The organism is Amycolatopsis sp. NPDC000009 (assembly GCF_055563465.1).
Genome location: NZ_JBVHDI010000013.1, coordinates 159,906 through 181,296 on the forward strand (window position 1 = coordinate 159,906; position 21,391 = coordinate 181,296).

A 21,391-nucleotide genomic window follows, 5' to 3' on the forward strand; every position below is an offset into this window, starting at 1 on the left:
TCCGTTCTCTGGGGTCACGCCACCTTCGGCGCCGCGAAGTCGAAACCGAAGATCTCGGCGAACCCTTCGCGACCCTCGTCGGTCACCCGTAGTGCGCGGGGAACACCGTTCGCCCGCCGGGACACCCAGCCCAGCTGTTCGACCCGGGTCAGCAGCGCCGCGCCAAGGGCACCGGCCAGGTGATGCCGTTGTTCGGTCCAGTCGACGCAGTAGCGCACGACCTTCCGCCGCCCCGCCGGGACCACCACGCCCAGCCCGTCGAAGAACTTCCAGCCGGTCTCCGTGACCCGATACTCGATGTCGTTGCCAGGCGAGGAAAGCCGGTCGCTGCCCGCGGACTCCGGATGATGCAGCCCGTCGCCTCCGTCGAGTGCGTCGTTGGCAAGCAACGATCGCATCACCTCGACACCGAGCCTGCCCGCCATGTGGTCGTAACAGGTCCGCGCCGTGCGCAGCGTCCGTGCCCGGCCGGCTCCGCGCAGCGATCGGACCGGTCGCGGCGGAGCCAGCCGTGCCAGGGCTTCCAGCGCTTCGGCGACCCGGGCGGACGCCAGTTCGTAGTAGGCGTGGCGGCCCTGCCTGCGGACCCGCAGGAGACCGCCTTCGGTCAGCCTGGTCAGATGCGCACTCGCCGTCGACGGCGCCACCCCGGCCTCCGCCGCCAGCACGGACATCGGCAACGCGCGGCCGTCCAGCAGCGCCAACAGGATCGCCGACCGGGCGGGATGACCGACCAGTTCGGCGGGAGTGGTGAAATCCGCTTCCCCGCCGAGCCGGGCGGTCTCGTGCTTCCTGGCCATACATCCACTGTAGGACGCTTTCGTTTCGCTTCCGGACGAAACATGGGCGCCGTGCCGTCAAGCCAGGCCCAGCAGCCGGCAGAGCAACGCCGCTCGCAGGGAAACTCCCCGCTGAACTCCCTCGAAATAGTGAACATTGGGCAGTGCCGTGCTTTCCGGCGGCAGCTCACCCGCACGCGGCCCGGTGTGGAAAACGTGGGCGTGCGCACCGACCGTGCTGAGCAACTTCCGGTCGAACACGTATTCCGGGGCCAGCGGGGCGGCGTCCGGATCCCGCCGGGCGGCGGGGACGTGGAAGTCCGGAAGTTCGAACGGGATCATGCTGACCGCGTCGGAGACTTTGACCAGATCGACCGCATTGTCCACTTCGTACGAACTGACGCCGTGTTCCTCCATTAAGGACTCTTCGTCCAGATCGACACCGCGGCCGGGAGGGATCAGGAAGACGATGCGGGCGATCCCCAGCCTGCACAACGCGATCAGGGTCGATCTCGTGGCCCGGCAGCCCGGATCACCGACCAAGCCGACGGTCGCCCCGTCGAGCGAACCGAGTGTCCGGCTGATCATCCAGCTGTCCAGCAGGCCTTGTGTGGGATGCTCGCGTTCGCCGGTGCCGGCGCTGATGACGGGCACCGGCGAGACGGCTGCCGCGCGCTCTGCCGCGTCGTCGTCGGTGTGCCGCAGTACCAGCAGGTCGGTATAGCCACCGACCACCCGCACCGTGTCTTCCAGGCTCTCCTGGAAGAAGTCTCCCGCGCGTGTGGTCGAAACGTCGGCGAACCCGATCGACGTGCCGCCGACGCGCCGTGCCGCCGCCTCGAAGCTGAGCCTTGTCCGGGTGCTGTTCTGGTAGAAGCAGCAGCCGATCACCGCGCTCGGCGCCAGATTGGGCAGCACGGACGGTGGTTGCGCGGCGATCCAGTCCGCCAGGTCGAACACCGACCGGATGTCTTCGGTTCGCCAGTCCAGCAGGGAGATCGCGTGCGCCGGGGTGGTGCCGGTGCCGACCTGGAACGGGGCGATCATCGTTCCCACCATCGGCCTTCGACGGTCTTCGCCATCCACTTCTGGGTGTCGAGCATCGCGTAACCCGGTGTCACCGGCAGCTGCTGCGAGCCCGGCAACTGGTCCAGCCCGGTGATCGCCTGGCCGAGTCGTGACGCGAGCATGCCCTGGGCCAGTGGCGGTGTTCCGGCGAAGATCGGGCAGGTGAGCTCGTCGATGAACCACTGCTCCAGCATTTCCGGGCCGGGGTAGTCGGGCATCTCGGGGATGAACCGGCTGATCAGCTGTCGCGCGTTGTACCGGCGATCGTAATCCGAGACCAGGGTTGCGGCGCCCGAGTCGACGAGGACGGTGGCGAACCCGGACTTCCGGAAGCCGACGGCCGCCTTGGCGCAGCAATGCTCGTACTCCGCGGCTCCCGTCAGCGGGCCGAGGATCAACATCGCGGGAATTTCCGGTCCGCTGAAAGGAGGCGGATCTGTCCACAAGGGAATCTGCAGGGTTCCGGGATCGAGTGCGGTGATGTCGTGGCGTTCCAGTACCCCGCGCTTGGCCAGGGTGGCGGCGCAGCCGGAGGTACCCGCTCCTGCCAGGAGATGGTCCACCGGATGCCCTCGCGTCTCTTGGTCGACGATGATCTTTTCGATGATTCGAGGGGTGACCGGTTCGAAGTACACCACGTCCGCGACGCCGGGATCGGTCGCGATCGCTGTCGGATCCGTGCTCACCGCGGTGACCCGTATGCCCTGCTCCCGCAGAATCCGGCAGGCCGCGCCGCATGATTGCGCCGACTCGGCGTCGTTGCCTATCACCAGTACATGTTGAACGACTGTTCTCTTCGGCATTTCCCCACCACTGATTGCCGATTCGGTAGGCGGATCGCCTTTCCGAGCTGATTTCGAGCGTAGAAACGCGCCGGACGATCCGCAACCGGGGTCCGTGTGGGAATTCCGCCCCCGGCTACCTGAACCGCCGCAGTGGAGGCCTGCACACGCACTACCGGAGGCTGGGCCGAATGGCGCAGCTGGGACACCAGGTCATGACGTATGTCTGATTGGTGCCGGACTGTTCACCTCGGTGAAACTCACCTGATCGGCGCAAAAAGAATTGTCGGGATAAGAGGTGATCGTCAGGAATGCCCGGAATGACTCGACCGTATGTCGAATGCGAAGCCATGCGGATTCCATTTCCCGGCATGGAGTGTTCGACGAATTCGATGTCGTTCGAGGACGGACAGCACATCGCACCGATCGCAGAGCGGTCCGGGCGGAACCGGCACCGTCCTGGACTCGGGTAGAAACTTGCATCTCGGTCCTGCTGAAGACCACGCGTGAGCAAGCACAAGGTGAACCGGTGGCCGGGGCGAAGATCACCGTCCAGGCCGGTCACCGGCGACTCGTTCTATCCAATTTGGACAAACCCTTGTATCCGGGCGGATTCACAAAAGGCGGGAGGTGATCAACTGCTACTCACGTATCGCCCCGGTGTTGCTGCCGCATCTGGCAGGGCGTCCGGTGACGTTCATCCGCTTCCCCGGACGGTGTCGGCGGTGAGCAGTTCTTCGAGAAGAACGGCGCGCCGGCGTGGCTGCCGACCGTCCGGATCGCTCGCAGCGGCAGCCGCGGCTCGACAGAGCCGATCACGTACGCGTTGCTGGACGAACTCGCCGCGGTGGTGTGGGCGGCGAACATGGCCGCACTCGAACTCCATGTTCCACAATGGACAGTCGACGACAATGGTGGGCACCCCCGCCGGACCAGCTGGTGTTCGACCTCGACCCGGGCCTGGAACCTCGATCGTGCACTGCTGTCGCGTCGCCGAACGACTGCACGACGCCCGGGCCGAGGACGGGTTGACCCCGTTGGCGAAGACGTCCGGCTCGAAAGGCATGCAGCTCTACTGCGCCATCGCCACCGACGACCCCGTCGGCGTATGCCAAGAGACTCGCGCAACGCCCGGGAGACACCGGACCGGGTGACCGCCGTGATGGCCAGAGTCCAGCGGACCGGGCGAGCAGAACAACTGGTGTTCACCGCCGACGACGTCCTCGACCGCGTCAGCGAACACGGCGACCTCGACGCCACGCGAGCGGCACTCCCATAACGCTCGACCGTCCGGGACGAACACCGTTGCCGCCAAACAGGTCAGAGCGCTTAGCCTTGTGCATCGCTTAACCGCTGATGGGTCGCTGTCGGAGACGTTTCCCGCGCCTGCCGCGCCGTGCACGCGAGACCGTCCCTCAAAGGCGGCCGCACGGCGTGAACAAGGGGAGGGTCGCGCCGCGGCCAGGTGATTCCACCCTGAGATCTCTGCAGGTCTATCCGCATTTCCGAGAACGGGAAGCCACCCGTTCAGGCAGCGTGGCGGGGGACGTCACGAACCGTCGGGCACACAACCCGCGAGGAGGGTGGAGCGGCATGCCCGGCGGCCGGCCACACGAGGCGAGGACCAGACCGGGGCAGCGCCCCTGAGTAGACACCCGTCCGGGGCGTCCCGGCGAGACCCCGAACGGACGACGTTCGGACAGCCACGTGACCGGGTAACCACTGGCTGTCGATGACGATGCGGGAGAGGAGTCCCACGATGCAGGGTGACATCGAGACCTATTACGAGGACGGCCAGTGGAAGAACAAGGTCGAGGGCAGCACTCGCGCGGCCAGTACCCATGACACCAAGGCCGACGCGGTCGACAAGGGCCGCGACATGGCGCGGGAACGCAAGGTCGAGCACTTCATCCGGAATCAGGACGGCCAGATCGGTGAGCGCAACACCTACGGCCACGACCCTCGCAACATCCCTGGATGAGCGCTCGAAGACGAGCCCATAGGCGCCCAGCCGTTTAGTCAGGCTGGGAGTGGACACTGCGCGGCGCAGTGCGTCGTTCAGAAACAGCGGTGCTCTGGTCCCGCCGGTCCAGAGGTGTGTCCGCGGGACGCACTCGCCGAAGGTCGAGCCCAGCACAGCGCGCACCGCCTCGCGGTCGGGCAGGGACGGCTCGACGTCGTGCAGCTTGACGTTGGTGTGCTGGGAGATCGTCTTCAACGCCGCGAAGGCATGCTCGGCCGACCAGCCGCGCAACAACATGAACATCCCATCGGCCTGTTCGATCACCGGCAGGGTATCCAGGGCCTGACGCAGCTGGTCCCGACTCGGCCGCAAGCCGTCAACCTCGACGGGCAGCGCGCCCTCGCGCGTTCAGGCGGTCTGCTCGACTAGTGCGACGTCAAGGTTCGTGAGCAACCATGGCCTATGCCGACTACCTAACGCAAAATCCGGCACGCTCCAACGCCCATGCCCGCTGCGTTTCCGCCGAGCGGTCACGCGGCGGACGGCGAGGTTCAACTCGAGACCTCGGTCCAGGTCGGCATGCCGCGTAGCGTCGACGCTGCGACAAGGGCGGGCCGGGCGATGCCGCCGAAAGGCTGCGCCGCCATCGTCCGGCGGCTCGTTCGGACACGTCCGGGCCGCCGCGTTCGCCCGCGAAATACTGACTGCCACGGCTTTCCGCCTAGTGGGGGCCGAACGCGATGAGGTCCGGATTCGTGGTCAACGTCGCTCGGATCTGTGCTGGGTGACGAGGACGACGCCGAGAGCGGCGAGTGTGAAGCCGATGACGGCACCGGGCGTGAGGTGTCGGCCGAGCAGGGGTACTCCCGCGAGCGCGGTGGGGAGACTTTCAGCGATTGTTGTCCTGTTTCTGGAGCGGGGCGAGGTCATCGCAGGAATGCGGCGTGCAGGTCGTTGCCGAGCCCGCGTAGCGCCGTGATGTCGAGGCGGTAGACGACGCGGCGCCCCTGTCGCTGTGCGCTGGCCAGTCCGGCCTCCTTCAGCACGGCGAGATGACGGGAGATCTCGGCGTTGGACAGATTCCACAGTTCGGCGAGCTCGCTCGTCGTGCGGGGGCTGCGGGCGAGGCTGCGGGCAAGGCGGAGCCGGATGGGGTTGTCGAGGGCGTGCAGGCGACGCCGGACCTGGGTCGAGTCGGGCCCCAGGTCGGGGGAGACGTCGGGCACGGGGTACTGGACCACCGGCGCCAGTGCGGGCGCGTAGACGACCAGCAGGTGGGGACTGCCGAACACGCTGGGCAGGAAGGTGACGCCGGTCCCCACAGCGGTGGCGAACCCGTCCTGCACCTTGTCGACGAGGAGCCGGGATCCGTCGTCGCTGAGCCCGATCCACGGTGACACCTCGGCCAGCGGCGGTCCCGGTGTCGGCGTGGTCCGGAACAGGTCCCGCTTGCGCCGCGCGTCCCTGCTGAGGTGCGGCTCGACCCGCTGCCACATCGCGGCGAAGAACGCCGACTCGCATGCCTCGAACAGCGCGCGGACCGCGCGTCGAGCCCGGGACGGGTCCGTCAGGGTGGCTTCGGCGAAACGGGCCGCCCGCGCGCCGCGCGCCCGCGCACGGTCGAGTGCGACCTGACGGACACCGGCATCGGAAAGAGGGGACGCCGCCCTGTCGACCAGTGGGATCGACCCGCAACTGCTGGTCAGCAATGCTGACGAGATCCACGTCTCGTCGCTGAGCCGGTCGAGGGCGTCCAGTTCGCCGGTGATCGAGGCACGCGGCTGGTCCGGCAGGAACATGTCGGGTCGCGACGTGCGGAACAGGTAGTCCATCCGACGCAGTTCGTGGACCAGTTCGACCGGCAATCGGTCCACAGCTGAGCTGACCCACTCGCGCTGCTCGTGATGATGCCCCGGCTCGGCGATGACATGCAGCACCGCGCACAACTCGGCGAGCGGCGAGACCGCGAACCGGTAGTCGCCGGGACGCACGCCGCGCACGTCGATCGCGATGGTCATCTGGCATCCCCTCCTTGATGATTGACGATATCCGTCAACTGTCGAGGTGGCGGCGTTCCCCTCCGGAACAGTGGGGTCCGTGCTCAACTCCCCAGCTCCGTCGAGGTTGCGGCTCGGCCTCCGGTATTGGCGGCTCTGGTCGGCCGCGTCGCTGTCCAGCCTCGCCGACGGCACCCTCAAGATCGCGTTGCCGCTGCTGGCGCGGGCTCACACCGACGCGCCGGTGCTGATCGCCGGGGTCGGGTTCGCCGCCACGCTGCCGTGGCTGCTCTTCTCGTTGCCGGCCGGTGCCATCGTCGACCGCGCTGACCGGCGACGGGTCCTGATCGGAGCCAACCTGGCGCGGGCCGTGCTGCTGTCCGTCGCGGCGGTGGCCGGCGTGGCCGGTGTCGGCTCGATCGCGGTGCTGTACGTCGTGGCCTTCGGTGCCGGGGTGACGGAGACGCTGTACGCGTCGGCGGCACAGGCGATCGTGCCCCGGCTCGTGGAGCGCGACCGCCTCGACCGGGCCAACTCCCTGCAGCAGATCGCGGACCAGGCGGCCAACCAGTTCGCCGGTCCGGCATTGGGCGGGCTGCTCGCCGGCCTCGGTGTCGGGGTCGCGCTCGGCGGTCCCGCCCTCGTCTGGGCGCTCGCCGCCGGCATGCTCGTGACCCTGCCCGGCGTCTTTCGGGCCAGGGTGAGCGCGCCGGGTGTGCAGAGCAAGCTGGCCGCGGACATCGCGGCGGGACTGCGTTACCTGGCTGCCAGCCGTGTGCTTCGGTCGGTGAGCCTGTGCGTCGCGATCACGAACTTCGCCGGTGCGGCGGCCGCCGCGGTGTTCGTGGTGTACGCGGTGGGCTCCGGATCCGCGCTCGGGCTGGAGCCAACTGGCTTCGGGCTGCTCATGACCGCGTCCGCGGTGGGCAGCGTGGCGGGCTCGGGGTTGATCACGATCGCGACCGCACGGCTCGGCCTGCGTACGCTGCTGATGATCAACAGCGGGACGCAGGCAGTCCAGATCCTGGTTCCAGTGCTCACCCATGACCTCTGGGCCATCGGAGCCGCCTACGCGCTGGGCGGCCTCGGTGTCGCCCTGTGGAACATCGGCACGGTCACCCTGCGCCAGCGGCTGGTACCCGAGGCCCTCCTCGGTCGTGTGATCAGCACACACCGGCTCATCTCCTGGGGCAGCCTCGCGCTTGGTTCACTCGCGGGCGGCGTCGTCGCCCAGACGATTGGCCTGGCCCCGCTCTTCTGGACTGCCACCGCACTCACCCTGACCGGCATGCTCGCCCTGATACCACTGACTGCCACCCTGATCGACAGGGAAGTGCGCGCCGGCTCACCGCGCTGACCCCGGAAATACCACAGGTCGAACAAGATCGACAGGTCATTGGCGGTGAGGCCCTGCACCGCTGTCGTTGCAGGGCCTCATTTCCGGTGGCTGAATCCCGTTGATTTTGGCCGACGTCGGCAAATTCGTGACTCGCCGAGGCGTTGTCCTGCTCCTGTGCGCTGGTGCGGTGAACGAACGAACCAACAGCGTCCGCTCATGCCGACGAGCGTGTTACCGAGCTATCGAAGGATCTGGGTGTCCTTGAAGCCCATGTTGCACATCTTCTCGGGCGAGAAGACAACCATGATCTCGTCACCTCCGACGAATACGCGCCGCCCGTCCGGCGGCCCCGGGGATGACGGCGACGAACCAGGGTCTGTCAAACGAGCGGTGTAACTCGGGGTGAAGGAAATTACTTGCGTCCGGCGGCGAGCTGGCCGTCGAAGGCGATCTCGAAGGCGTTGAGCGCGGGTTTCCAGTGCATTGTCCAGCGTTTGCGGCCGGTGCCGGTCGGGTCGAGGCTCATGATCGTCATGTAGACGCACTTGAGCGCGGCTTGCTCGTTGGGGAAGCGCCCGCGGGCCTTGACGGCGCGGCGGATGCGGGCGTTGACGCTCTCGATCGCGTTGGTCGAGCAGATCATCCGCCGGATCTCCGGATCGAACGCCAGGAACGGCACGAACTCGGCCCAAGCGTTGTCCCACAACCGCACGATCGCCGGATACCGGCCGCCCCAGGTTTCGGCGAACTCGCCGAACCGCTCCCGCGCGGCGGCCTCGGTCGACGCCGTGTAGACCGGTTTGAGGGCTTTGGCGATCGGGTCCCAGTGCCGGCACCCGGCATAGCCCTTGTCGGCTATCGGCGCGCGCTGGTGTCGAGGAGCTTGGATTCGATCTCGACGGTGGCGGGGTGGGACAGGGGGTCAAGGATTTCGAGCGCTCGGGTCCATGCGTCGCAGGCTCCGGGGTGGTCGCCTGCAGCTTGCAACGCGTCGCCAAGGTGGTCGAGAGTTGTTGCTTCCAGGTAGGGACTGCCTAGTTCGTGAAACAGGGCGAGTGAGTCGCGGTAGTCCTGCGCGGCTTCGGTGTACTGGCCGAGGTTGTGGTGTGCGCGTGCGAGGCAGTGGAGGTTGTGGGCTCGGCCGTCTCGGTCTCCGATGCGGTCCAGTAAGGGTTTGGCCTCTTTGCAGCGGGCGAGGGATTGGGCGTGGTGGCCTGCTTTGCCGTGATACCAGCCGATGGCGGTGAGCGTGAATGCTTCCCATGCGTGGTCGCCTGCTTCGCGGCACAGCCGTAGAGCGTGGTGGGCGTGCAGCAGAGCGCGGGTGTGGCACTGCTGTAGGTCGTAGACCGAGCTGAGGGAGAAATGTGTGATGGCCATACCAATGGTGTCCCCGAGGCGTGTGTAGAGATCGAGCGCGTGCCGCAGGTTCTTCAGGGCTTGGTCTTGGTCGCCCAGCAGGATTTCGGCCCTGCCGAGTAGTTGGCGGCTGGTGGCTCGGGCGAAGTCGTCGTCGAGGCGGTCGGCGGCCGCCAGTGCCGTGCGCTGGGACTCGGCGCGGTGCGCCAGATGACCTCGCCTGCTCAGGTATGTGCTTTGCACCCAGGGCAACTGCCAGGCGTGCACGTCGAGGCCCGCGCGGACGGCTGCCGCGGTCACGGCGAGCAGGTTGTCGTGCTCCGTGGTGAGCCATTGCATGGCCTGGGGGTAGTCGTCGACGGGCAGTTGTGGGACGTGGTCCTGTGCTGTGGCGAGCACGATCGGTGGCCAGTGCGGTGCCAGGTGTCGTTCGGCGGCGAATCCGGTGTGGAGGTAGAAATCGAGGCATCGGTGCAGTGCGGTTCTCCGTTCGTCGTCGGTGTCCTCCAGCTCGGCCAGTTCGGCCGCGTAGACGCGGAGCAGGTCGTGTGAGCGGAAGCGGCCGGGGCGGTGCTCGTCGACGAGGTGTGTCCGTGTCAGTTCGTTCAGCAGGGTGCGGGTGCGTGACATGTCGGTCCCGGCCAGCGCGGCCGCGGCGAACCGGCTCGCGTCGGGGCCGGGGTGCAGGCTCAGCAGCCGGAACAGCCGGGCCGCCTCGGGGCTCAGCGTGCGGTACGACCAGGCGAACACCGCTCGCACGCTCGATGTGGTGCCTTCCTCGTCCAACGCGTCCAACCGCGCTCGCTCGTCACGCAGTTCATCGGCCAGTGCGCTCAACGGGAAGGCGGGGTTGGCCACCGCGCGCCCCGCCACGACGGCCAGGGCCAGCGGGAGCCGGGCGGAGTGCGCGAGAAGTCGCGCGACCGCGTCGGGTTCGGCGGCCACCCTGTCGGATCCCAGCCGTCTGACGAGAAGAGACACGGCCTCGATCTCCTCGAGCACGGTCAGGCGGACGGGCACGGCCCCCTCATGGGTGATCAGATCGGTGGCCCGCCCACGGCTGGTGATCACCGTGAGGCAATCCGCGCCACCGGGAAGAAGGGGCCGGACCTGGTCGGCGTCGTAGGCGTTGTCCAGTACCACCAGTGCTCGCCGTCGGGCCAGCAGACTGCGATACAGCGCGGCCCGCGCGTCCAGGCCCGCCGGGACGTGCTCTGCCGGCACGCCCAGCGCCTCCAGGAAACCGTGCAGTACATCGACCGGAGACAACGGCTTGCCCACTCGATCGAACCCGCGGAGGTTCACGTACAGCTGCCCGCCGGGGAACCGCCCGGCCTCGCGATGCGCCCAGTGCAGCGCCAAGGACGTCTTGCCTGACCCTCCGGTACCCGTCACCAGAACGACGCCGGCGGCGTCGTTCCGCGCCTTGTCGAGCAGACTGAGTTCACGGGTGCGGGCGACGAACCATGGTGACGCCGCCGGTAGCTGCCGTGGCACCGGCGCCTGGGCGTGCTCCGCCCCCTGGGCGGTGGGCGGAGGCGGCACTTGCGAGGCGAGCATCTGCTGATGCAGATCTCGCAGCTGATCGCCGGGCTCGACTCCGATCTCCGCGACGAGCCGGGCGCGGAACGTGCGGTACTGCGTCAACGCCTCCACCCGGCGCCCGCATCGGTACAGGGCGAGCAGGTGCTGACCGGTGAGTCGTTCGTCGAACGGGTTCGCCGCTGTCGCGGTGGTCAGCTCGGCCAGTAGTTCGGCGTGCATCCCGAGGTTCAGTGCGACGTCGTGGCGCTCGACCTGGGCGGTGTACCGCTCTTTCTGCAGCTGGTCGCGCATCGCCGCCAGCCAGGGGCTGTCCAGCTCGTCGAACGGCGCACCTCGCCAGAGCCGCAACGCGCGGTCGAACACGGCCAGCGCTCGCCGGTCTTCGGCGGCTTCGCGAGCTTGCCCGAGCAGACGCCGGAAGAGGTGCAGGTCGACGGTTTCGACGTCGACCTGCAGCACGTATCCGCCATTTCTGTGGGCGATGTCGAACCCAGCGACGTCCCGCAGGGCGGTCCTGAGCCGGAAGAGGTAGCTGTAGAGGGCGTTCCGAGCTTGGCGAGGGGCTCGCTCGCCCCACACCCGGTCTTCCAGCTGGGCGGCGGTCACCTTGTGGCCTGCCTCGGAGAGCAGGACGGCGAGTACGGACCGCTGGCGAGCGTGCCCGATGTCCAGATCCTGTCCGTCGAGCCGAACACGAACGTCGCCGAGGACGGCGAACTCGACCTCCACAACACCTCCCTCTCTACCTGCGGATTCAAGATTAGCGCGAGATACGTACAGGACTGATCACCCATCGTAGTAGTCCAAGGCCGACCCATAGAGCGGCCTCAGGACGGAGGACGAACGCATGAGGCTTCACCCCGGTGGGCCGGTGCCGCAGTCGGTCATCGCCGTGGTCCAGCCGGTACTCGTGGTCGCGTTGTCGCTGGCCGGGGCCTGGCTGTGCGCGCACTCGTCGCGCGTGCTGGGCGGGGTCCTGCTCGGCGTCGGCTTGTTGCTCTGGCTGACCTCCATTCTCCTCGCCGCGCCTCTGGGATGGGTCATGGCGGGCGCGGCGGCCACAGTGATCGCCGCTTTCGCGGCGTGGGAGGGGGTGAACGACGCGGCGTTGTCCGAACGCGGCGTCCGCACGTCCTGCACTGTGCTCGACATCCAGACCCGTCGCGTGCCGATCCGGACCTATGACGGTGAGCAATGGAGCACGACCACGGACACGTACTACGACCATCGCCTCGCCTGCTCGGACGAACGCGAGGAGAACGTGTCTCTGTCATACCGTGCCGCCGGGGAGGGCGCCCGGCTGGACGTCGTCTACGACTCCGTCGGCGCGGTCGCGACCCAGCCCGCCGACGCGGTGTCGGACGGAACCCTTTCCGCCTGGGTCGGTGGTGCCTCGTTGCTGGTCGCCGTGGGTGCGCGTGTGGCCGGGGTCATGCACGATGGACGGCCCTTCAACGGCCACCTTCGGCGTGGGAGAAGTCGGCGGCGGTGGCGGTCCCGGTCGCTGGAAGGGGCACGTCCGTCGTGACCCGGGAACTCATCCGTGCTTCCGGCGGCAGGGGCACCGGCCAGAGGGCGGGATACGAACCTGATCCGCACCGGCGGATCTTGGTGATTTGCGCGGTGATCGGTGGCGTCCTCGCTCTGGTGCCGTTTCTGCTTTTCCTGACCAAACCGGCATTGGAGATTCAGCCCGGCGCGTTCTCCGAGAGCTTCGACGCCGCGGCGAGTACGCGGTCCCGGTCGTTCGCCGCCGGATTCCTGGTGGTCATCCGGATCCTGATGCTCATCGTCCTGTATCGAGCGGTGCGTCATCGCTGGCTCGCCTCCCCCGACGCACCGGTGACGCGCGCCCTGGTGGTCATGGCGGCGGCGCTGGCCACGCTCTCCGCCTTCCATCTGATGGTGGCGGCCGTGCAGCTCGCCCAGCCGGAGTACCAGGTGTCGGAGATGGTCACCGCGAACATGAACGCCGGCCTCAGCGCCCTGCTGCTGGCGTGCCTGATCCTGGGCGGCGACCGACTCCACCCCAGACGTGCCGCCGACGGTGAGCGACCGCGGCGACGGGACAGGAACAGTCAGCTGTGGATCGCACTCGCGTGCGCTCTGCCGCCGATCGCGCTCCTGATCAAGATGATCCACGCGAGGGCCGAGAGCGGGGCGGACCTGGTGTCCGCGGCGCTGCTCTCGCTGCCCACGACGGCGATCGCGCTCTGGGCCGTGCACCGGATGCAACGCCATCGGCGGATGCCTTTCCGGCTCCTGATCGCCGGATTCGGCTGGGGTGCGGCGGTGGCCGTCGGATACGGAATGGCGCTGCCGGTCCTGTACACCTCCTTGAGCGATCAATTGCTGGGCTTCACCAGGTTCGTCGTGATCATCGACGGTGTCAAAGTGCCCGTTTTCGAGGAATTGGCCAAGGGCGTCGGCGTGCTGCTGATCGCCGTCGTGGCACGGCGGTGGGTCACCGACCTGGTGTCCGGTCTCGTCGTCGGTGCCAGTGTCGGCCTGGGGTTCAACTTCCTCGAATCCATGTTGTACATGTCCGCCCCGGGGATGGGCGGCGCCGTCTATCAGCACTGGCTGCGGCAAGTGGTCGGGATCATGCTGATGCATGTGGCCTTCTCGGCGCTGGTCGGTGCGGCGATCGGTGCCGCCCGGCAGATACGCAACCCGAGGACAAGGCTCGCCGTGATCGGTTGCGGCCTGCTGACCGCGATCTGCGGCCACTATCTGTACAACAGCCTGATCTCGTTGCTGCCACTGATGTTCCGGGTCAGCGAGCCGGTGTTCGCCATGGTCGTGTTGCCAGCCCTGATTCTGCTGCTGCTCGGCCCGCTCCTGGTGATGTATCTGGTGCTGCTGCGCCGCGGCCTGCGCTACCAGAGCACCGCGCTCGCCACCGAACTCCGGCACGAAGCGAACAGCGGGCACCACGCGGTCACCGCCGCTGAACTGCCGGTGCTGCTCAACCCCGCACGCCGCTTCCGAACCCTCGTCGACGCCTTTCTGCGTGGTGGGCCGCTTGCCTATCGCCGACTGTCCCGCCTGTACCAAGCCCAACTCGACCTGGGCATGTGTCACTGGCACCAGGCACGTCAGGACCCCGACCGGGCAGAGGTGGACTTCACCCAGCTACGGCGAGAGATCCAGGAGTTCAAGACCGACGACGAAATCCGCACAGGACGGGGCCGCTGATGCGTAACGCGCTCCGGAGGGTCGTGCACGTCGTCACTATCGTGCTCGCCGTGCTGTTGCTCACCCCCGCGACAGCGGTCGCCCGGTGCACGGGTGGCCTGGTCAACACCCTTGGCTCCACGGGAGACGACGGCTGCGGCGGTATCTACCCGGCGGTCGGCTCTGCCGTCGCGGTGGCCGCCGCTCTCGCCGTCGCCGCCGGCCACGCCGCGTTCAGTTACGCCCGAGGCGGGACCAACGGGAAGGTCGGCACCGGCACCAAGATCGGCGGCGACCCGACACCTGAGTCGATCGCCCATGGCACGGTGCGGATGGAGGAACACCCTGACTTCGCGGCCGAGACGGCAAAGGTGGAGGCGATGGGCTTCACGATCGTCGCGGTCGAGAGCGACCCCTCCGTGGCGATCCGCCGCTTCGTCGGGCTGGCCGGGGAAACGATCAGGACCGACCTCGAGCTGAGACTTCGACCAGGCATGCGTTATCTGGACCTAGAGCACGAACTCGGACACATCAACCAGCTCTTCGACACGAATCGCTTCCCTGATGGCCCACCGCCGAGCGAGATCGTCACACCGACACGGAACTCACCGAAGGGCTACAAGCGAGCGTTCAACCAGAGCGGAGTATTGACGATCGATCAGAACGCAGTCCTGGAATACCACAACCGGCTGCAGGAACTGCTCTGGCTCAGCGAGCGTGGCGCCCCGCAGGACGTCATGCGGGAGCATCTCGCCGGAGCCGACGACTGGTTCGACCGCTACCGCAAGGCCACGTCCGGACGCCAGGGGAACAGGACGGTCGACTGGCAACGCCGGCACTTCGGTGACCTCCAGGAACTTGAGCAGCGGGTGCGTTCGATGCACGCCCATCTGCGGCCCTGATCGCGGTGACGAGCAGGAGGAAGGTGGCACCGTGCAGGTGACTCCCAAAGCGGACTACCCGGTGGAAGTGCGTTCTCGGCGCTGGGAAGTGGATGGCCCTCAAGCCGCCCTCTACGAGGGCATCTGGGACGTTCTGCTCAACAGAATGGTGACAGTGTCATTCGTTCCCGACATCGGTCAGCCGGTCCACGACCGCGCTCGATCGCCGGCCGACCTCGACGAGATCGCCACCGAGCGACAGGCTCGGCTGGAAGCCGCCATGTTCGCCGACTACACGGTGACGCCGAACACCGAATTGGCCGGCCGCACCACCCGGTCACAGACCACATCCTGGCGCGAGGGCCGGTACGGCGTGGTGTTCTACGTCGGCCCGGCCGAGTACGCACGACTGACGGCCGACCTGCAGGCACTCGACGTCGTGGGGGCCACGGTCTCCGAACTTCGCGGGCACCCGGCCGTGGATTTCGTCGAACGTATCGTCGCCTCACCCGAGTTCGCCGACGAGGATGCGTTCTGGTTGCGCGGAGAGGACTGACGGCGGCCAATTCGCCGGGTCGCCGTTTCAGTGTGTTTTAAGGAGAAACAATGGAATTCGACTTCTATGTCACCGATCTCGGGAGTCTGTTGGGCGGCTGGACGGTCAACGTGATCGGGGCCGAACTGAGTAAGCACAGCCGGTTGCTGTGCGCCGAGGTCTCCCGTTCGTCGTACTCCACTTCGGACAAACTCGTCAGAGCCAGTCGGGAGGACCGGGATCGGTGGTGCTCGGCGACGCGCCGACTGCTGGCGGAGATCCGCACCCTGCAGGAACGTGAAGAAGCCGTCAGCCTCCACCGGCGGGCGCCGTTTCGGGGTGGTCTGTGGTGGCGAATCAAGTACGCGCGGCGGAACTGGTTGCTGCGAAAGGGATATGACGCGGCGAGCGCGCGGCTGCGGTCGGACTTCGCGGCTGCTCGCGCGGACCACCAGAAGAGCATGGATGATCTTCCCGGTTACCTGGAGGAGTACGCCGTGCGGGAGAAGGAGCGTGAACGGCGAGAGGATGCGCAGACCAGGAAGAAGCGTGCGGAGGCCATCACCGACGTGTCCGGTCCGGTGTGGGCCTACGAGATCCGTAAGCATTCAGGCGGACGCCGCAGCTTCTGGATCTATCTAGGGAGCCTGGACACCGGAGGCGGCAGTAAGCACACCGTCCAGGAGGTCCACGCCGCGCTGACCGCGGAACGGGCCGAACATCGCTACACCGGCGTGTATTGGGGGCAGGAGACCGCTCGCGCATTGAAGGAGAAATACGAGACCGTGGGCTGGGGGTGGGCACGGCTTACCGGCGAAGTGATCATCCCACATCCCCACGACCCGAGGAATCCGCCGATGTGGTCGAAGTACCACGGTGGTCCCTCGAGCAACTACGGCAGCGGCAGCTTCTGATGAAGGGCAAGGCCAACGTGGTGGGCCCTGGTCGCTCGAAGCGGCGTCACCAAATGCGTCATGGGCGGCCTCCCACGGTCGGGAAACACTACCGCCGTACGCACCCGAGGTCCCCATCAGTGCCTTACTGCGGCTAGCTCGGTCTGCGCCGCTGCCACGACGACTTCGTCAAGTCCGCTGGCGGGACTGTAGAACGAGCGGTGTAACTCCCGATCATGGATGTGCACCTGATGGCCGACATGATGTCTGGCGTGGAGAACGTTGAGGGCTCGACGCCTGTGACCGGCCTGGACGGCCTGGATGAGCAGCTTGTCGCGCAGCTGCTGGGCAGCGCCAAGGCCAGTGGGCTGAAGTTAACCGGTGAGGGCGGGGTGTTGCAGCAGCTGACGAAGCTGGTGCTGGAGTCCGCGCTCGAGGGTGAGATCACAGATCACCTGGGCTGTGACAAGCACGACCCGGCTGGTCGTGGGACCGGTAACTCGCGCAATGGTGTCCGTTCGAAGACCGTGCTGACTGATGTCGGGCCGGTCGAGATCGACGTGCCATGCGACCGCGACGCCAGTTTTGAGCCCAGGATCGTCGCGAAGCGGCAGAGGCGTCTTGGCGGTGTGGACGAGATGGTGATCTCGTTGGCTGCCAAGGGATTGACGACCGGGGAGACCTCCGGCCCGGCGGCTCGGGGATGGCGGCGACGAACCACACTGCTCCTGCGGCGAAGTCGGGACGCACAGCCATATGCCGATTTGAGCGTGTTCGGCTGTTGCTGTCGATGCGTCCGATCAATGGTTCGTTTGGTAGGGGGTGGTGCCAAGGAGTTGGTGGGCGTTGCGGGTGGTGAGTTGACGCCAGGCGGGATCGGTTCCGGTCCACGTGGTGTCGAGTGTGGTGAGGGCGTGGAGGACTTGGGGGTGGCGGGTCCAGACGTAGTCGCTGCCGTAGAGCAGGTGCTCGGGTGTCGTGATGGTGGACAGGGCCGTGATCTGGGACGGGGTGGGGGTGCCTGCCAGGTCGTAGTGGAAACGGTGCAGCAGTTCGGAAGCCGACGGGCTGTGGGTGTCTTCGTTCAGGGTGGCGAACAGTTCGAGCCGGTCGGCCAGCAGCGGCAGCACGCCGCCGGCGTGGGGGACGATCAGGCGCAGGTGGGGGTAGCGGTGGGCGGCGCCGCTGAGGATGAAGTCGATGACGGTGCGGGCGGTGTCGAACAGGAACTCGACCATGGGCCGGGGTCGGCCGAGGGCGAGGGCTTCGTGTCCGGCGCAGCTGGTGGGGTGCAGGAACACGACGGCGCCGCGGCGGTCCAGTTCGGCGAGGACTGGGGCCAGCAGGGGGTCGCCGAGGTAGTACCCCGCGGTGTTGGTCATCCAGATGACTCCGTCGGCGCCGTGGGCGAAGGCGTGGCTGACCTCGTCCAGTGCGCCGTCGATGTCGGGTAGTGGCAGGGAGGCGAAGTAGCCGAACCGGTCCGGGTGGTTTCGTTTGATCTGGGCGGCGGCCTGATTCACCTCGCGGGCCAGCCGCCGGGCGGCGGCGGCATTGCCGAAATACACCCCGGGTGAGGAGATCGACAGGAGTGCGCGGTCGATTCCGGCGTCGGTCATCAGGGCGAGGTGATCCTCGACGGTCCAGTGTGGCCAGTAGCTTTCCGGCATGCCGTCGGCTTCGCGGTGTCCGGCCGCGGTCGCGGTGCGGATGTAGTCCTCGGTGGTGAAATGCGCGTGCACGTCGATCAATCCGTCGGGCATGCCCGGGCCCCCTCGTCGGCGTGGGCGGTGACGAACCTGGCCATCGGGGCTCCTGTCCTCGCGAGTTATATACCAACTAGTATATACGTGTTGGTACTTGCGGGAGGAGGGTCCGTGGACTCGGAGATGATCGACATAGCGGTGCTGCTCAGGCGAGTGCAGCTGCGCAAACAGGCGGCTTGTGATCAGGCGCTCGCCCGGTGGGAGATGACCCTGCCGCAGTGGGGGATGCTCCGCGCGGTCGCCGCGCGCCCGGACTCGTCCACCCACGCCTTGGCCTTGGTGACCGGGCAATCCGACCAGGCCGCTGGTGCCGTCGTCGCGCGGCTGGAACAACGAGGACTGCTGGAACGCCACAACGGCCGCGGCAAAACCATCCTGCACCGGGCCACCACCGCCGGCACCGCACTGCTCAACGACTGCGATCAGGCGGTCGCGCAGACCATGCGAGCCAGCCTGTCCGGCCTCGACGACAACGAGATTCACACCTTGCGTGACCTTCTCGGCCGATTCACCTGATGCCGAGTGCCCGATACTCCCGGACCGACGCAACCATGGTGACAAAAACGATGCCGGACGACCGATCATTGGAGCCGCGCCGGCGAGCTGCTTCACTCCATTAAGCCGCGCCTGCTTAAGCCGGGGCACGCTACCCTCCGGAGTTGACTGGAGACGTACTGCGGTGGGAGTTCGATGATGGAGCAGGCAGCGGAGATCACGATTCTCGACGGCGTTCAGCTCGACGTCGAACGGCGGTTTCTCCACGACTGGTTCCGGACTGCTCCCGGTTTCCGCGGATCTGTACGCACACCGGCGCGGCCTCCGGAATCGGGAAAGCTGGGTGGTGTCTCTGACGTGCTGGTCGTGGTTTTCGGGGCCGGTGGAACCGCCACGTTGTTCGTCAAGCTGATGGCGGACTGGCTCGTCGCCCGTCGCCCCAAGGTGCGCATCAAGGTCACCGGTCCTGACGGGCGGACTGTCGAGGTCGAAACAGAGAATTTGACCGGAGACCAGCTCACCGACGTGGTGTCGAAGATCGTGCACCTCGAAGACAAGGCATGAACGTCCCACATTCCGCCACCTCCTCGGCTGTGCTGGTCGGGAGCAGCCGCTTCGCCGACCACGAGCTGCTCAACGTGCCCTCGATCCGCACGAACGTCCACGACCTCGCCCAAGAGCTCTCGCTCGAAGGGCACGGTTTCCTGGCTCCGAGCAGGATCACGTCGGTGATCGACAAGGAATTGGCCGAGGTTGGAAGCGCGGTGCGGCAGGCCTGTGCCACCGCGACTGATCTCCTCGTCGTGTACTACGCGGGCCACGGCCACCTCGATCACGCCGGCGAGCTGTACTTGAGCCTGCCCGGGACCTCTCCGGACCTCCTGGCCTGGACGGCCATGCCGTGCGCGACGTTGCTCGCGGAGATCGACGCTTCGCCCGCGCGGCAACGGATCCTGATCCTTGACTGCTGCTACGCGGGCCGCGCGGCGCTCGGTGGGGAACCGCGGGAAGGCCTCATTCAGCAACTACCCGAACCGGAACGAACCTTTGTGCTCGCCGCGACCCCAGCTCACACCCGCGCTGACGCACCCGTCGGTGCCCGGTACACCGCCTTCACCGGCGAGCTGATCGAGCTGTTGCGTCACGGCGCGCCCGGAGGCCCTGACCTCCTCGACGCGGAGTACGTCTGTAGCCAGTTGCGGACCCGGCTCACCCGTCGTGGACTGCCGTCGCCCTGTCGCAAGGCCACCGGCAGCATCCGGCCGGTCCTGATCGGGCGGAACCCCGCCGTCGGTACCGTCGCGCCGGAAGAACCACAGCCAAGCGTCGAAGACCACGTGGAGCGCGGGACCCCGGTCCCGGCTGCCCGGACAGAGCGGCTGTCCTGGGTTCCTGATCCCGCGGGAGACGTGGTCCGGCGGCTGGACTCGATCGTGGACCAGGCGCATGCCGCGGACGGGTTGGGGGGTGCCGGCCGTCCGGAACGCGCGGCAGCGCTTCTTGAGGAGCTGATCGCCGACGCTGCACTGCTCGTCGGTCAGAACGACCGCCACGTCGTCCTGCTGAAAATCAGGCGTGCCGGATGGCTGAGGCGAGCCGGCGCGATGGCCGACTGCCGTGAGGTGTGCGAAGACGTCCTGTCCGGATACGACGAACTGGATCTCGACAACCGGTGGACACGGGCCGTGGTCATCGACTACGCCCACGTCCTCGGCGAGGCCGGAGACATCAGCAAGGCGAACGAGTACGTCGACCTGGTCGCGGCCGAGACCGACGGACTCGTCAACGACTACGACCTCGAGCCGGTCGTTGAACTTCGCCTGGCACGGATCGAGTGGGAACGCCGCGGTGGCGACCTTGAGCAGGCAGCCCGGCTCGCCGCCGATCTGCTGGGACTTTTGCGAGCCCGCAAAGGTTTCTCCGGCGACCTGACCTGGCGGGCGGAGAGGGTCTACACGAAGCTGATCAAGAAGATCGGCCGGCGCCGCGGGCTGAGGCTTCGGCTGCGTGCGGCGCGCACCACGGCAGGCACCATCCTCAAAGACAACTGGTGACCCTGCCCCACCCGGCCCTGGGCGCTGGCACGCATTCCGAGGCGTCGTGAGGAAGTGACTGGACTCCATCGCGCCCGGCGCTCGCCGTTGTGATCACTGTGACGAGCTCCCGAACCGGCATTACGCGCACGATGATGGACCGGATTCCGTACTGGTGTTTCGCCGGCGACGGAGTGGTGGTGACCGTGGCGCCGGGCTGAGGGCTCGGCACCACGGTCTCAGCTCAGCACTTCTTCGTGGAGCCGCCGTTGCTGAGGTACTTGTCGGAGAACCAGCCTGCGCGCTGTGTGCCCGCGACACGTCCCCAAGTCCAGGTACTCACGCCGCCGACCGATTCACCGGAAGTCCAGCAGTGGTAGTAGATCAGCGTGTTACTGCCGGCTTGTCCCAGTGCCTCGCAGGTGGTGTGCGGTCCGGTCCGGTAGCGCAGAACCGTTGTCGTCCGGCCCGAGCCGCTGTCCTTGTTCGAATGCGCGTGACTGCAGTCCATGGTCTGAACAGGTTCGGGCGCGGCCGTGGCTGTCCCGCCGACGCTGACCAGCGCCGCCGCGGCCACGGCAGGCAGTGTGAGCAAGGCGCGGATTGACGATTTTCTCATCATTCTCCCTCTCGATCGCTCTTTTCCGATGTGAATGCGTCGCCGTGAAGACGCAATGGAAATCATTCGACGGCCCCAGTTGGGGCGTAGGCCACCTCGGGAACTTGATCCAGTGGATCGCATGACCAGTTTCTGGCACTCTCGACCGCGCTGCCATGTG

The 21,391-nt window shown here is 67.2% G+C and carries 19 protein-coding genes and 3 pseudogenes; 14 read left to right on the top strand and 8 right to left on the bottom strand.

Annotation, left to right across the window (positions count from 1 at the left end; translation table 11 throughout):
• Nucleotides 1-14: 14 nt before the first annotated feature.
• The 3 genes from ACZ3HL_RS29595 to ACZ3HL_RS29605 are packed head-to-tail and all read right to left on the bottom strand — an operon-like array spanning nucleotide 15 to nucleotide 2,617.
• Entirely contained in the window at nucleotides 15-800 is a 786-nt protein-coding gene (locus ACZ3HL_RS29595) for an ArsR/SmtB family transcription factor (RefSeq protein ID WP_465534856.1), read from the bottom strand.
• 57 nt (nucleotides 801-857) lie between these two features.
• Nucleotides 858-1,826: an aspartate carbamoyltransferase gene (locus tag ACZ3HL_RS29600; protein WP_465534857.1), complete on the bottom strand. Its 969-nt coding sequence runs from the start codon at nucleotides 1,824-1,826 to the stop codon at nucleotides 858-860.
• Nucleotides 1,823-2,617 carry a carbamoyl phosphate synthase preATP-grasp domain-containing protein gene (locus ACZ3HL_RS29605; protein WP_465534858.1) on the bottom strand — a complete coding sequence of 265 codons (795 nt, stop codon included), beginning with the start codon at nucleotides 2,615-2,617 and terminating at the stop codon, nucleotides 1,823-1,825. Before ACZ3HL_RS29605 ends, ACZ3HL_RS29600 begins: the two co-directional genes overlap by 4 nt.
• Nucleotides 2,618-3,392: 775 nt before the next feature.
• On the opposite strand from ACZ3HL_RS29605, the pseudogene ACZ3HL_RS29610 reads away from it, so the two are divergent.
• The 4 genes and pseudogenes from ACZ3HL_RS29610 to ACZ3HL_RS29625 form a co-directional block, all read left to right on the top strand.
• Nucleotides 3,393-3,485: pseudogene (locus ACZ3HL_RS29610) on the top strand (hypothetical protein); the annotation flags it as partial.
• A gap of 55 nt (nucleotides 3,486-3,540) precedes the next feature.
• On the top strand, nucleotides 3,541-3,783 hold the full coding sequence (ligD, locus tag ACZ3HL_RS29615) for a non-homologous end-joining DNA ligase LigD (RefSeq protein ID WP_465534859.1): 243 nt from the start codon (nucleotides 3,541-3,543) through the stop codon (nucleotides 3,781-3,783).
• Nucleotides 3,738-3,908: a hypothetical protein gene (locus ACZ3HL_RS29620; RefSeq protein ID WP_465534911.1), complete on the top strand. Its 171-nt coding sequence runs from the start codon at nucleotides 3,738-3,740 to the stop codon at nucleotides 3,906-3,908. The genes ligD and ACZ3HL_RS29620 overlap by 46 nt, the downstream gene beginning before the upstream one ends.
• 480 nt (nucleotides 3,909-4,388) lie before the next feature.
• Nucleotides 4,389-4,610, top strand: a complete 222-nt coding sequence (locus ACZ3HL_RS29625; RefSeq protein ID WP_465534860.1) for a DUF2188 domain-containing protein — start codon at nucleotides 4,389-4,391, stop codon at nucleotides 4,608-4,610.
• 908 nt (nucleotides 4,611-5,518) lie between these two features.
• On the opposite strand, the gene ACZ3HL_RS29630 is transcribed toward ACZ3HL_RS29625, so the two are convergent.
• A complete protein-coding gene (locus ACZ3HL_RS29630; protein WP_465534861.1) occupies nucleotides 5,519-6,610 on the bottom strand; it encodes a DUF5937 family protein in 1,092 nt (363 codons plus the stop codon).
• Nucleotides 6,611-6,689: 79 nt separating this feature from the next.
• Here ACZ3HL_RS29630 and ACZ3HL_RS29635 point away from each other — a divergent pair, with 79 nt between their 5' ends.
• Nucleotides 6,690-7,946 carry an MFS transporter gene (locus ACZ3HL_RS29635; protein ID WP_465534862.1) on the top strand — a complete coding sequence of 419 codons (1,257 nt, stop codon included), beginning with the start codon at nucleotides 6,690-6,692 and terminating at the stop codon, nucleotides 7,944-7,946.
• A 394-nt stretch (nucleotides 7,947-8,340) separates the two neighbouring features.
• Here ACZ3HL_RS29635 and ACZ3HL_RS29640 read toward each other — a convergent pair.
• Together ACZ3HL_RS29640 and ACZ3HL_RS29645 are read right to left on the bottom strand one after the other, a co-directional pair.
• A pseudogene (locus ACZ3HL_RS29640) lies at nucleotides 8,341-8,769 on the bottom strand (transposase); the annotation flags it as partial.
• A gap of 14 nt (nucleotides 8,770-8,783) precedes the next feature.
• The gene (locus tag ACZ3HL_RS29645; protein WP_465534863.1) at nucleotides 8,784-11,561 is read right to left on the bottom strand and encodes an AfsR/SARP family transcriptional regulator; all 2,778 of its coding nucleotides are present in this window, start codon (nucleotides 11,559-11,561) and stop codon (nucleotides 8,784-8,786) included.
• A 118-nt stretch (nucleotides 11,562-11,679) separates the two neighbouring features.
• Here ACZ3HL_RS29645 and ACZ3HL_RS29650 point away from each other — a divergent pair, with 118 nt between their 5' ends.
• From ACZ3HL_RS29650 to ACZ3HL_RS29675, 6 genes and pseudogenes are all read left to right on the top strand, one after another.
• Nucleotides 11,680-12,360 (top strand): hypothetical protein, encoded by a 681-nt coding sequence (locus tag ACZ3HL_RS29650; RefSeq protein ID WP_465534864.1) that lies wholly within the window; start codon nucleotides 11,680-11,682, stop codon nucleotides 12,358-12,360.
• Entirely contained in the window at nucleotides 12,357-14,030 is a 1,674-nt protein-coding gene (locus tag ACZ3HL_RS29655) for a PrsW family intramembrane metalloprotease (RefSeq protein WP_465534865.1), read from the top strand. Before ACZ3HL_RS29650 ends, ACZ3HL_RS29655 begins: the two co-directional genes overlap by 4 nt.
• A complete protein-coding gene (locus tag ACZ3HL_RS29660; protein ID WP_465534866.1) occupies nucleotides 14,030-14,911 on the top strand; it encodes a hypothetical protein in 882 nt (293 codons plus the stop codon). The genes ACZ3HL_RS29655 and ACZ3HL_RS29660 overlap by 1 nt, the downstream gene beginning before the upstream one ends.
• Before the next feature lie 154 nt (nucleotides 14,912-15,065).
• Entirely contained in the window at nucleotides 15,066-15,446 is a 381-nt protein-coding gene (locus ACZ3HL_RS29665) for a hypothetical protein (RefSeq protein ID WP_465534867.1), read from the top strand.
• 50 nt (nucleotides 15,447-15,496) lie between these two features.
• The gene (locus tag ACZ3HL_RS29670) at nucleotides 15,497-16,339 is read left to right on the top strand and encodes a hypothetical protein (protein ID WP_465534868.1); all 843 of its coding nucleotides are present in this window, start codon (nucleotides 15,497-15,499) and stop codon (nucleotides 16,337-16,339) included.
• A 230-nt stretch (nucleotides 16,340-16,569) separates the two neighbouring features.
• A pseudogene (locus ACZ3HL_RS29675) lies at nucleotides 16,570-17,004 on the top strand (transposase); the annotation flags it as partial.
• A 114-nt stretch (nucleotides 17,005-17,118) separates the two neighbouring features.
• Here the strand turns inward: ACZ3HL_RS29675 and ACZ3HL_RS29680 are convergent.
• On the bottom strand, nucleotides 17,119-18,081 hold the full coding sequence (locus ACZ3HL_RS29680; protein ID WP_465534869.1) for an amidohydrolase family protein: 963 nt from the start codon (nucleotides 18,079-18,081) through the stop codon (nucleotides 17,119-17,121).
• 114 nt (nucleotides 18,082-18,195) lie between these two features.
• On the opposite strand from ACZ3HL_RS29680, the gene ACZ3HL_RS29685 reads away from it, so the two are divergent.
• From ACZ3HL_RS29685 to ACZ3HL_RS29695, 3 genes are all read left to right on the top strand, one after another.
• A complete protein-coding gene (locus tag ACZ3HL_RS29685) occupies nucleotides 18,196-18,600 on the top strand; it encodes a MarR family winged helix-turn-helix transcriptional regulator (protein ID WP_465534870.1) in 405 nt (134 codons plus the stop codon).
• 174 nt (nucleotides 18,601-18,774) lie between these two features.
• Nucleotides 18,775-19,143: an effector-associated constant component EACC1 gene (locus tag ACZ3HL_RS29690; protein WP_465534871.1), complete on the top strand. Its 369-nt coding sequence runs from the start codon at nucleotides 18,775-18,777 to the stop codon at nucleotides 19,141-19,143.
• Complete coding sequence (locus ACZ3HL_RS29695) at nucleotides 19,140-20,633, top strand: caspase family protein (RefSeq protein WP_465534872.1); 1,494 nt, start codon at nucleotides 19,140-19,142, stop codon at nucleotides 20,631-20,633. The genes ACZ3HL_RS29690 and ACZ3HL_RS29695 overlap by 4 nt, the downstream gene beginning before the upstream one ends.
• 223 nt (nucleotides 20,634-20,856) lie before the next feature.
• Here the strand turns inward: ACZ3HL_RS29695 and ACZ3HL_RS29700 are convergent, their stop codons facing one another.
• Nucleotides 20,857-21,231: a hypothetical protein gene (locus tag ACZ3HL_RS29700; RefSeq protein ID WP_465534873.1), complete on the bottom strand. Its 375-nt coding sequence runs from the start codon at nucleotides 21,229-21,231 to the stop codon at nucleotides 20,857-20,859.
• Between the last annotated feature and the right edge of the window lie 160 nt (nucleotides 21,232-21,391).

Bases quoted from the DNA above. Each gene is read 5' to 3' on its own strand.
- ACZ3HL_RS29595 (WP_465534856.1), bottom strand. From the start codon at position 800: ATGGCCAGGAAGCACGAGACCGCCCGGCTCGGCGGGGAAGCGGATTTC.
- ACZ3HL_RS29600 (WP_465534857.1), bottom strand. From the start codon at position 1,826: ATGATCGCCCCGTTCCAGGTCGGCACCGGCACCACCCCGGCGCACGCG.
- ligD (WP_465534859.1), top strand. From the start codon at position 3,541: ATGGTGGGCACCCCCGCCGGACCAGCTGGTGTTCGACCTCGACCCGGG.
- ACZ3HL_RS29620 (WP_465534911.1), top strand. From the start codon at position 3,738: ATGCCAAGAGACTCGCGCAACGCCCGGGAGACACCGGACCGGGTGACC.
- ACZ3HL_RS29625 (WP_465534860.1), top strand. From the start codon at position 4,389: ATGCAGGGTGACATCGAGACCTATTACGAGGACGGCCAGTGGAAGAAC.
- ACZ3HL_RS29630 (WP_465534861.1), bottom strand. From the start codon at position 6,610: ATGACCATCGCGATCGACGTGCGCGGCGTGCGTCCCGGCGACTACCGG.
- ACZ3HL_RS29650 (WP_465534864.1), top strand. From the start codon at position 11,680: ATGAGGCTTCACCCCGGTGGGCCGGTGCCGCAGTCGGTCATCGCCGTG.
- ACZ3HL_RS29660 (WP_465534866.1), top strand. From the start codon at position 14,030: ATGCGTAACGCGCTCCGGAGGGTCGTGCACGTCGTCACTATCGTGCTC.
- ACZ3HL_RS29670 (WP_465534868.1), top strand. From the start codon at position 15,497: ATGGAATTCGACTTCTATGTCACCGATCTCGGGAGTCTGTTGGGCGGC.
- ACZ3HL_RS29680 (WP_465534869.1), bottom strand. From the start codon at position 18,081: ATGCCCGACGGATTGATCGACGTGCACGCGCATTTCACCACCGAGGAC.
- ACZ3HL_RS29690 (WP_465534871.1), top strand. From the start codon at position 18,775: ATGATGGAGCAGGCAGCGGAGATCACGATTCTCGACGGCGTTCAGCTC.
- ACZ3HL_RS29695 (WP_465534872.1), top strand. From the start codon at position 19,140: ATGAACGTCCCACATTCCGCCACCTCCTCGGCTGTGCTGGTCGGGAGC.
- ACZ3HL_RS29700 (WP_465534873.1), bottom strand. From the start codon at position 21,231: ATGAGAAAATCGTCAATCCGCGCCTTGCTCACACTGCCTGCCGTGGCC.